Raw genomic sequence first — 9,957 nt, 5'->3', positions numbered from 1 at the left:
TGTGGAGTAGACAAACCTCTCAAGAGTCATCTTGAGACTACGATGAATCAGGAAGTTAACACCAAAATTTCTAATGTCCAGCTAAGTCTAGACTTTGGTAATTTTGGGTAGGTTTAACAGAGCGGTTCAAGGTCGTACTCGAATAACGGGTGTAGCATCTAAGAGTACGACCTTGAAAGGGTTCGCGATCTTTGCCCTCCTAACAGCGTTAAAGCAGAGTAATTGCAGTCGATGCCGGAGCGCCGATCGGACCTGCGCCAAAGCCTAAATTCACCACCCCAGCAGTCAAACCAGGATTATTGGTAATCGTCAGACTAACGCTAGTTTGACCGGGATTAAAGTTCACCGTGCCTCCAGAAGCAGTCGGAATATATTGACCGAAAATATTGAAGTCTGCGTTGTTGACAGGTTGAGCGCCACCAGGGGCAGCAATCAAAAAGTCGATCGAAGCCGAAACCGCAGTATTGCCACTCCGGTTAATCGTAAAACTTCCAAAACTACTATCAGCAATAGGACCAGAAGACGAACCGTAGGAGAAGAAAGTCGGAGGCACAGCAGTAGTATCAATAATACTCAAAACTGCTGCTGACGGACTTGCCAAACTGCCGCCGCTCAAGAACAAATTCACTGTCTCATTCGGCTCTGTGAGACTGTCAAATAAAGTTTGAACTGGAACTTGGGCGCTAGCTTGTCCGGGCGCAAAATTGACCGCTTGAGCCACACTATTGTAATCAGGAATAGAACCCGTAGATAGAGCAGTACCGTCACCTGTACGGAACACGATCGTCGCTGGTGCTGAAAGGTCGCCACTGCGATTAATTGTAATCGGTGCAGTGTTACCTTCGTTGACGCTGTAAGTAGCCGCACTGAAGAAAAACGTGCTTTGACCGGGTGTCGGTGTTGGGGTCGGTGTTGGTGTCGGTGTGGGAGTTGGGACCACATTATTAATTGTCAAAATCGACGGATTGCTGCCGACATTCCCACCGCTAAGCACCAAATTCACTGTTTCCGGCCCTTCCAAAATCATGTCGCTCAGAGCAGTAACCGTAAAACTAGCGATATTTTGCCCTGGAGCAAAATTCAACGCCCCCGCCGCTACAGTGTAATCGGGTGCAGTCCCGACACCACTTGCCGAACCGTCAACAGTAGCGTAGTTAATCGATGCAGCTCCCGTACCACCTGTGCGAGTCACATTAATCGTCGCCACACCGCCTTCATTCACGGTGTAACTTGATTGCTGGAACTGGAAGATACTTGGAGGGGTTGGCGTCGGAGTTGGCACCACATTATTAATCGTCAAAATCGACGGATTGCTGCCGACATTCCCACCGCTAAGCACCAAATTCACTGTTTCGGGCGATTCCAAAATCATGTCGCTCAGAGCAGCCACCGTGAAATTAGCGATATTTTGCCCCGCAGCAAAATTCAATGTCCCCGCCGCCGCATTGTAATCCGGTGCAGTCCCGCCAGCGTTTGCGGAACCGTCAACAGTAGCGTAGTTAATCGATGCAGCCCCCGTACCACCTGTGCGAGTAACGTTAATCGTCGCTACGCCACCTTCATTCACTGTGTAACTTGATTGCTGAAACTGGAAGATATTTGCAGGGGTTGGAGTCGGAGTCGGAGTCGGAGTTGGAGTTGGTGTTACATCGAGGCCTTGATATTGAATACTCCGCACTAGGTAGTCGGAACTATCGTCTTTGAAGGAGGTGGCTTGGTAGGCGGCGGTGGGGCTATCGTAGGCTTTGGCGGAGAACCGCAGTTCGTCAAAAGCGACGCTAGTGGAATTTGATTGTACCTTGAATTGGAAAGTGCCATCGGTACGATCGCCCGTGAAAGTCACTCCATTTGAAGACACAGAGAGGGGTTTTGATGCGATCGGAGCGTTGAGGCGACTAATAGTAAAATTGGTAGCCGGTACCAAAACCCCATTATTGAAGATTTGCAGCAAACCAACTTCATTACCTTGATCGCCTAGTCCTGGACTTGTTTTGGGACTCAATGCACTGAGGTCGATCGTGGCGCTACTGATATCTTGGTTATCTGCCCATTTCACCTTCAGCGCCTGAGATTGATTGGTGTTGGGGTCATAGTTGATCTCCGCCCGAATTTTATTGGGGTCTGTGAACCAACCACTATAAGAAGATGCGACACCAATACCAGCACTATTGCCGTAACTTAACCAGCTTTTAGGGTTGTCGTTAGTTGCCAAGGTGAGGTTGCTGATTTCAGTAGTATTTAGATAGTCAGTTTCCACGCCATCAAAAGCTACCCCAGATAGTTTGATGCCTAGATTCCGGGCGATAGTCGGCCATTTTGCGATTAGGTCATTGACGCTGCTGTAATTATTGGTTTGACCCAAAGTACCAGTCAAGGAAGTAGCCATAGTTTCTATTTTGAGGATGAGTAATTAAGCATTAGCAGTCACTGAAAACCCTAATTTGGGCTTTCTTTATAGTTGTCAGTTACTGCCCCAAAAAATTCTCTCTAAGTACGTGTACGTAAATTAATTAACTATGCTTTTACAACCAAAATGCTTGCCCAATAAGCATTTGAAGGCTTAATTGCCCCTATTGAAATGTTGTAGGTAATTACTTGCACATACTTAATAGACGTCTCCCAAAAAGCCTCTGAAGAACAGGCTATCCAGCCTATTCCACAATAATTATGGGAGATGTCTAATAGAGATACCTAACTTTCATCATCAATAACTTTGATCCGGAAATTTTGCCGAATGTCAAAATCTGACCAATGCGGCCTGATAGCCCTGGTGTGAGGGTTTGGTAATCAACTCTAGGGGCTTTGGTGCGGCTTTGGGTGGCGCTCTCCCGGTTTGTTCCAGAAGATTTTTAGGAATTTAACCTTTCTGATTTGCGATGGGTAACTCCACAATTAATTCGGTTCCTTCACCAACTTTACTGACACAGTTAATCTTGCCACCGTGAGCTTGAACAATCACTTGGTAACATACTGATAGTCCCAAACCAGTGCCTTTTCCTACAGGTTTAGTAGTAAAAAATGGATCGAAAATTTTGTGCTGAATTTCCGCAGGAATGCCGGGGCCATTGTCGCTGATAGAGATTGTTACCCACCCAGTTTCCTTGACCTGGGTATAAATTGTTAATTCTCCTGGTTTTTTAGTGGAATTTATGGCATCTAAAGCATTGTCAATCAAATTATAAAATACTTGATTGATTTGAGCTGCATGACATTTAACGGTTGGTAATTTGCCGTAGAGTTTATTGATTTTTATCTCTGATTTTACTTTGTTTTGCAGCATCAACAAACTATTTTCTAAACCTTCATTCAAATCCACAGCTTTAAATTCGGAGTGGTCTAAGCGAGAAAAACTCCGTAGTGTTGTCACGATTGACCGAATCCGGTTGCTGCCTTCTATCATTGAATTGAGCAAGGGTGGAAAGTCTTCGCGAATGTAATCTAGTTCTAGTTCTTCATTGATTTGGGCGATCGCATCTCCCGCTTCAGGGCAAGCTTTGCCACAGAATTCCAGGGCTTCTGTTAAGGTTTTGACGTATTCTTGGGTGTGAAACAAATTAGCGTGAATAAAATTATTGGCGTTGTTAATTTCGTGGGCAATACCTGCCACCATTTGCCCCAAACCGGACATTTTTTCACTTTGAATTAATTGCTGTTGAGTCGATCGCAGTTCTTCTAATGTAGCCTGCAACTGTTGGGTTTGAGCTTGCGATTTTACGGCGGCTTCTTGGACTTGGCTGTAGAGTTCGGCTTGCTGAATGGCGATCGCCATTTGGTCCGCTATCTGCGACAGTAACTCCATTTCTTGCTGCTCCCAATTCCGAATATCGCCACACTCGTGAGCAATTAGCAAGCCCCACAGCCTACCGGGTAATTCTGGATCGAAGTTTAGGGAATTTTTGGGTGATTTTTCGGGATTTCGGGATGTGACAATTGGTACGATCAGATTCGCTTTTACCTGCAAGCTATCTAAAAAATCTATGTGACAAGGCTCTAAATTGGCATTAAACACATCATTGATTGCTCTGACTCGTCCTTGTTGGTAAAAATCTGCATAATCCCCCTTAAAACACTTGTCTGCTCCCATATCTCCTAAAATTGAAGGCCAAGGAACACTCATGTCTTCAACAACTACTTTTCCCCGCCAGTTGTCTTGAAATTGATAGATAATTACCCGATCGCACTGTAAAAGTTGACGGACTTCTCTGACTGCTGTGTCGAGGATGGTATTGAGGTCTAGGGTACTACGAATTTGGTTGCCGATCAGCCGCAACAGCGATTCCTGTTCGGCTTGGCGCAGGGTTTGGCTATACAATTTAGCTTGATTGATGGCGATCGCCAATTGGAAAGCCACCCCTTCTAACAACTGTCGTTCCCAATCCGTCCATTCCCGTTCGCGATCGCACTGGTGCAGCCCAATTACTCCATTCACTTCTCCTTGGTAACGAGTAGCTACTGCCAGCATAGACTTAATCTCTAAATCTATGGCAATTTTTCTACTGCGTTCGTTCAATCCTGGAAAATCGATAAACTTGGTTACGGCTAGGGACTCTTGTTGAGATATAATGGCTTCCAAGTGGGGGTTGCCAACCACGGGTACTTTCATACCTAACTGTATGGGATAGTCTCCCGCGTTGTATTCTCCTCGTGTAATCAAGGTTTTGTCTGTATTTGATTCTTTGACTAAAATACTCGATCGGCTACAATTTAGCGCTTGACCCAGCAATCGGCACGCCGATGTTAGAATTTGTTCTATGTCAAGAGTGCTACGAATTTCGTTGTTAATTTGGTTCAGCAAATTTGATAATTGAACTTGCTGCTGCATCTGCACGATCAGGGCTTTTTGTTCGTCTATTTCGGGTAACGAAAGACCTGCTTCTTGTCTCCATTTGTCTGCTTCAGGCAACGTGGAAGTTGATTTTGGCGAGGTTTTTTTTTGATGTATCTTTAAAGACATATTTACTCAGATTTTGTGAATTATCTTTATTTAGTCTGGTCTTTTATACCTATGCTTACCCCACCAACAGCCTTAGCAAACTTACCCGGACTGTTGTCTCTTCTTAAATATTATAAAGGATGCAGCTCTAGCTTAGCTACGATCGCTTTACATTATACTTATAATAACGCTTTCACCAACAGTCTGTAGTAGTTCCTACTAATTATCAACCTGCGCTAGTTGAATATAAGGTGTCCATTATCCCTCTCTATTAAATCCTATTTTTAAAATATTTTCGTGGCTGTTCCACAAAAAATATGGGAGAGGTATATGAGATTTAACCGCCGATTTTAGATTTAAAAAACTACCTAAAATCCATCTTTAGTTCAATTTTTATTTACGCCTACTCTGTTAATCAAGATGACAAACCCAAGTGCTGAAATTTTCTGCCCGCAAACAAATACTGTCAATTTTATCTCTGGATTAAATAGTAAAACGGAGATGACCATAGCTTTGGCGATCGGCAATTCCCGTTTGCACTGGGGATTATTCAATAGCAAAACTCTCCAAACAACATGGGATACAAAACATTTGAGTATTCAGGCTGTGCAGCATCTATCTCAGGATGAAATGACAGAACTTCTAGTCCAGACAGTAATCGAGTCGATCCAGAAACAATCTGCTCAAAAGCTCATTTCTACTAATCCTGAACTTGCGTCACTTCGCAAACCAGAGTTGGGCGTATTACCTTTAGTGTTGGCTTCAGTAGTGCCAGATCAAACCAAACTTTGGCAGAGTTATCCTGATAGCCGAATTATTACTTTAGACCAGTTACCCATCGAGGGACTCTATCCGACGCTGGGAATTGACAGAGCTTTGACTTTATTGGGCGCTGGCACCCAATTAGGTTGGCCAATATTAGTTATAGATGCTGGTACAGCTTTAACATTTACTGGAGCCGATGTCAATAGGCGTTTAGTTGGGGGCGCTATTCTACCGGGTTTAGGGTTGCAATTGTGGTCTCTGGGACAGAAAACTGCTGGTTTACCTGTAGTGATGTTACCAGATAATCTGACTGGGCGCTGGGCTGGGGATACAGAGAGCGCCATTGTCAGCGGAGTGGTGCGCGGTGTGGTAGCAGCCGTCAATGATTTTATTGAAGATTGGCTGGGCTTGTTTCCTCATAGCCACATAGCCTTGACAGGGGGCGATCGCACTTTGTTGTTACAATATCTCGCCAGCACCTTTCCTGACACCGCCGCCAGGGTAATTGACACCCCAGAAGCTATTTTTTGGGGTCTCAATCAATTTCTGATTTGAGATTTCACTGCTTGGCAAATTCCCGAATATACTTAGCAACCAGATCGGGGTATTCTACCAATAAATTTATGCTCTCAGAATTGATAAATTCAATCTCTGCCCTCGTCGCCAGAGCAGCATAGGACTGACACAGAGACGACGAAGCAGGAGCCGGATTTTGAGATTCCTGTAACAACAATAAAGGAGCTGTGATCTCACACAACTTCTCGTCAACCGACTCTGCCTTAATTTCGGCTCCTCGCCGCCTAAATAGCAATTTCATCGCCACTGGGGAACCTATCAACTGTTTTCTGAACTTGAGTAGTTCCTCAATCTTATTTTGACCCCCAAACAACTTAGCAATGGGATAGAGCGATCGCAGCAGCCAGTAAGCCACAGGAGGTGTACCCGTCAGCAACCTAGCCATCTGCCAGCGTCCTCGCCTAGTGCCGGCATTCACTCCTTCGGGCGCTAACAACACCAAACCTTTGACTCGATCGGGATATTTGAGGGCGTAGCTAGTGGCTACCCAGCCACCCAAGGAGTGACCAATCAAATAAACCTCTTGCAGATTTAACGTGTCTAAGTATTGGGCGAGACATTCTACTTCGAGGTCGATGGAATAATTCATCTTAGGGCGTTCTGAATCGCCAAATCCCAGTAAATCTGGTGCGAAACAGTGGTACTGGGGACATAAATATTCGATCGTCTTCAGCCACTGATTGCTGTTGTCCCAAGAACCGTGCAAAAACACCAAGTTTGGCCCCTGGCCGACTTCGTGCCAGAATATTTGTCCTAAAGAAAGTTTGATGCGAGAATTTCGTAGCTGTGAGTACATCCGGTTAAATATTCATTAATCAAAAGAACCTTCATCCAAGGTTGAGTGGTTGTTATAAAAATTGATTCAAAATTTGACTAAAATCTAGCTGCACTTCGTTTCAATTTACAATTGTCAGACCTTGAAAATAGTCCTGCAAATGCTTCTCGCTATCGTGGCTGAATTCGCCGCTCGGTAGGGATGTGGGTAAAAAAGCTTCTACTTGGCTGATTTCGAGGGTATCCTGAATTTGAATTGTTCCCTGGACTTCTGCTTCGACAACGATACAAATAGAGTGAAGTCGAGGATCGCGATCGGGATCTGAGTATACCCCCACCAAACGGCGGATTTTTACCAGCTCTAGCCCTGTTTCTTCAGCCAATTCCCGGCGGACTGTAGTCGTAATATTTTCGCCCCAATCAACCATACCTCCCGGCAGTGCCCAGCAACCGTTGTCACGCCGACGAATTAGGACAATTCGACCATCAGGTAATAGGGGGATAATGCCAGTACCAGTGACGGGATGTCGAAATATTAGTCCTAGCACGGTTTGTCCAATCTGCCACAATCGACGCATAAACTCACAAGCTTTGGGAAGAGGGTTCGGAAATTTTAAACTTTTCCAATCGTACCATCAGGGTCGATCGCCAACGTAGTTTGAGTAATGTCTCTAAATTTTTTTCCCATATTTTTTGGGGAATCCGTAGCAGCTCTCGCTCAAACTAGAGTATAATTTGATGCTATCGAAAATCTGCCAGAGGCATAAAATTACTCCCACCATCGGGCCAACAGAACTCAGGAGCTAAGTCACCCGGTTGTATTATCATTTGTCGTATTTGTCAAGAGTTTTTTGATTTTTTTTTTCAATTTTGCCTATAGCCTGCTATGATCTACAAGTCACGCTATCTGTTAAATGTATCTCCTGAATTCAGTTATAAAGAATAGCCTGAAAACCCCCTGGATGTTAATTCAGGGAGACAAAGGCAGTTCCATGATTCATCCTGCCTTGATTGACTATCAGGCCAAATCATGTTAACACCTTGTTTTGGCGTGGTAAAATTGCAATTGTCAGTACAAGACATTAAAACCTACCCTCCAACTGGGGGAAAGTTACGACCGAGGAGCTAGTTGCAATGCTAGGATAGCAGACCGCCAGTTTTTTTGGCGAAAAGATTGCGCCCGGAAACCTTAGCAATAGGGATATTCAGGCTGCAAAGTCTTAAGAATCCCCGTGTCTTTAGACCGGGGACTGTCAATGTTTATTAGTGAGGTCAGAATGGCTAAACGCCGTAATCTCAAGAAAGAGAAGGCACAACGAAATCAAGCATACGCCCGCAAGTTTCGCAAGCGCAGAAATCAAGATATGTTCTCTAACAAGAGAAGGCGATTTGACGGAGGCAACGGTGGTGGCATGGGCGCCATGACTGGTAGCGGCAGAGACAAAGATATGGCTGCCGCTGAAGATTAATCGTTGAGCCGATCGCGCGCAGCAGTCAGTGATTTCCTCACTTGTTCAAACCCGGTACCCCCGTAACTATTGCGAGCCGCTACCACTTGCTGAGGTGCGATCGCGCTGTAAATGTCGGTTTCAAAAGCTGGGTGCAATTCTTTCCACTCCTCAAGTGTCAAATCTTTGAGGAGTTTGCCCCCCAACAGACAAGTTTTGACAACTTTGCCCACGAGGTTATAAGCTTCCCGGAAGGGAATGCCTTTAGTGGCTAGATAGTCGGCTACATCTGTAGCGTTGGAAAAGTCTTCTGTAACGGCCGCGGCGAGGCGATCGCTGTTAAACGCGATGCCTTCCCGCAGCAAAATCGTCATTGCTTCCAAACAAGCTTGTACCGTTTTCACGGTGTCAAACAAAGCTTCTTTATCTTCTTGTAAGTCTTTGTTATAGGCTAAAGGGAGTCCCTTCATCACTACCAGCATCGCCTGCAAGTTACCGAAAACTCGCCCTGCCTTACCCCGCACCAATTCGGGCACGTCAGGATTTTTTTTCTGTGGCATAATGCTCGAACCGGTAGCGCAACTATCTTTGAGTGAAATAAATCCAAACTCGTGAGACGACCAGAGAATCATTTCTTCTGACAAGCGACTCAGGTGTACCATGATCAAGCTGGCGGCTGCGAGAAATTCGATGGCGAAATCTCGATCGCTAACTCCATCTAAGCTATTATCATAAATTCTGTCAAAATGCAATAGTTCGGCCGTATAGTGCCGGTCGATCGGGAAAGTAGTCCCCGCCAGCGCACTGCAACCCAGAGGCGAAATATTAACACGTTTGCTAACATCGCCGAGGCGTTCCCAGTCGCGATCGCTCATTTGAAAATAAGCTAACAGGTAATGAGCCAAGCTAATTGGTTGAGCGCGCTGCAAGTGCGTATAACCTGGAATTAAAGTTTCCACATTTTGCTCAGCAATATCTAGCAAAACCCCTTGGAATTCCCGCAACTGCTGGCGGATTTGGGCAATTTTGTCGCGCAAATACAAACGAGTATCAGTACCTGCTTGATCGTTGCGCGATCGAGCCGTGTGCAATTTTTTGCCTGCATCGCCGACTATTTCCGTCAGCCGCTTTTCCACTGCAAAATGAACGTCTTCTGAGTCAATACCCGGTACAAACAGTCCTTTTTGGTATTCCTGACGAATCTGTTCCAAACCATTGACTAATTGTTCACCTTCTGCATCTGAAATAATCCCGGTTTTGGCCAGCATTTTAGCGTGAGCTACCGAACCAGTCAAGTCGTACTCAATCAGTTCAATATCAAAGCCAATACTCGCATTGAATCGCACGATAGCTGGGTGCAGAGCCGATTCAAATCTTTGACTCCAAGTTGTTTGTTGTTTTGTCATTTTTGAATAAAGAAGGAAGAACGAAGAAGTCATATCAATTCCGGTTGTATCGGAA

General features: G+C 45.1%; 7 protein-coding genes. 2 read left to right on the top strand and 5 right to left on the bottom strand.

Annotation, left to right across the window (positions count from 1 at the left end):
* Positions 1–208 precede the first annotated feature (208 nt).
* Together ACBR23_RS21145 and ACBR23_RS21140 are read right to left on the bottom strand one after the other, a co-directional pair.
* Positions 209–2,386: a Calx-beta domain-containing protein gene (locus ACBR23_RS21145; RefSeq protein ID WP_371117854.1), complete on the bottom strand. Its 2,178-nt coding sequence runs from the start codon at positions 2,384–2,386 to the stop codon at positions 209–211.
* A gap of 471 nt (positions 2,387–2,857) precedes the next feature.
* Positions 2,858–4,954, bottom strand: a complete 2,097-nt coding sequence (locus tag ACBR23_RS21140) for a GAF domain-containing protein (RefSeq protein WP_371117853.1) — start codon at positions 4,952–4,954, stop codon at positions 2,858–2,860.
* Positions 4,955–5,434: 480 nt separating this feature from the next.
* Here ACBR23_RS21140 and ACBR23_RS21135 point away from each other — a divergent pair, with 480 nt between their 5' ends.
* On the top strand, positions 5,435–6,253 hold the full coding sequence (locus tag ACBR23_RS21135; protein ID WP_371117852.1) for a pantothenate kinase: 819 nt from the start codon (positions 5,435–5,437) through the stop codon (positions 6,251–6,253).
* Between the two features lie 4 nt (positions 6,254–6,257).
* Here ACBR23_RS21135 and ACBR23_RS21130 read toward each other — a convergent pair whose 3' ends face one another.
* Complete coding sequence (locus tag ACBR23_RS21130; RefSeq protein ID WP_371119585.1) at positions 6,258–7,070, bottom strand: alpha/beta hydrolase; 813 nt, start codon at positions 7,068–7,070, stop codon at positions 6,258–6,260.
* A 100-nt stretch (positions 7,071–7,170) separates the two neighbouring features.
* Complete coding sequence (locus ACBR23_RS21125) at positions 7,171–7,626, bottom strand: NUDIX hydrolase (RefSeq protein WP_371117851.1); 456 nt, start codon at positions 7,624–7,626, stop codon at positions 7,171–7,173.
* Positions 7,627–8,325: 699 nt separating this feature from the next.
* On the opposite strand from ACBR23_RS21125, the gene ACBR23_RS21120 reads away from it, so the two are divergent.
* Positions 8,326–8,517: a hypothetical protein gene (locus ACBR23_RS21120; RefSeq protein ID WP_341735043.1), complete on the top strand. Its 192-nt coding sequence runs from the start codon at positions 8,326–8,328 to the stop codon at positions 8,515–8,517.
* Here ACBR23_RS21120 and argH read toward each other — a convergent pair.
* Positions 8,514–9,902, bottom strand: a complete 1,389-nt coding sequence (gene argH / locus ACBR23_RS21115) for an argininosuccinate lyase (protein WP_341737686.1) — start codon at positions 9,900–9,902, stop codon at positions 8,514–8,516. The two genes, ACBR23_RS21120 and argH, sit on opposite strands and share 4 nt — an antisense overlap.
* Positions 9,903–9,957 lie beyond the last annotated feature (55 nt).

Source organism: Microcoleus sp. (assembly GCF_041354475.1).
Lineage (GTDB): Bacteria > Cyanobacteriota > Cyanobacteriia > Cyanobacteriales > Microcoleaceae > Microcoleus.
This window is presented reverse-complemented; position numbering and strand designations above follow the sequence as displayed.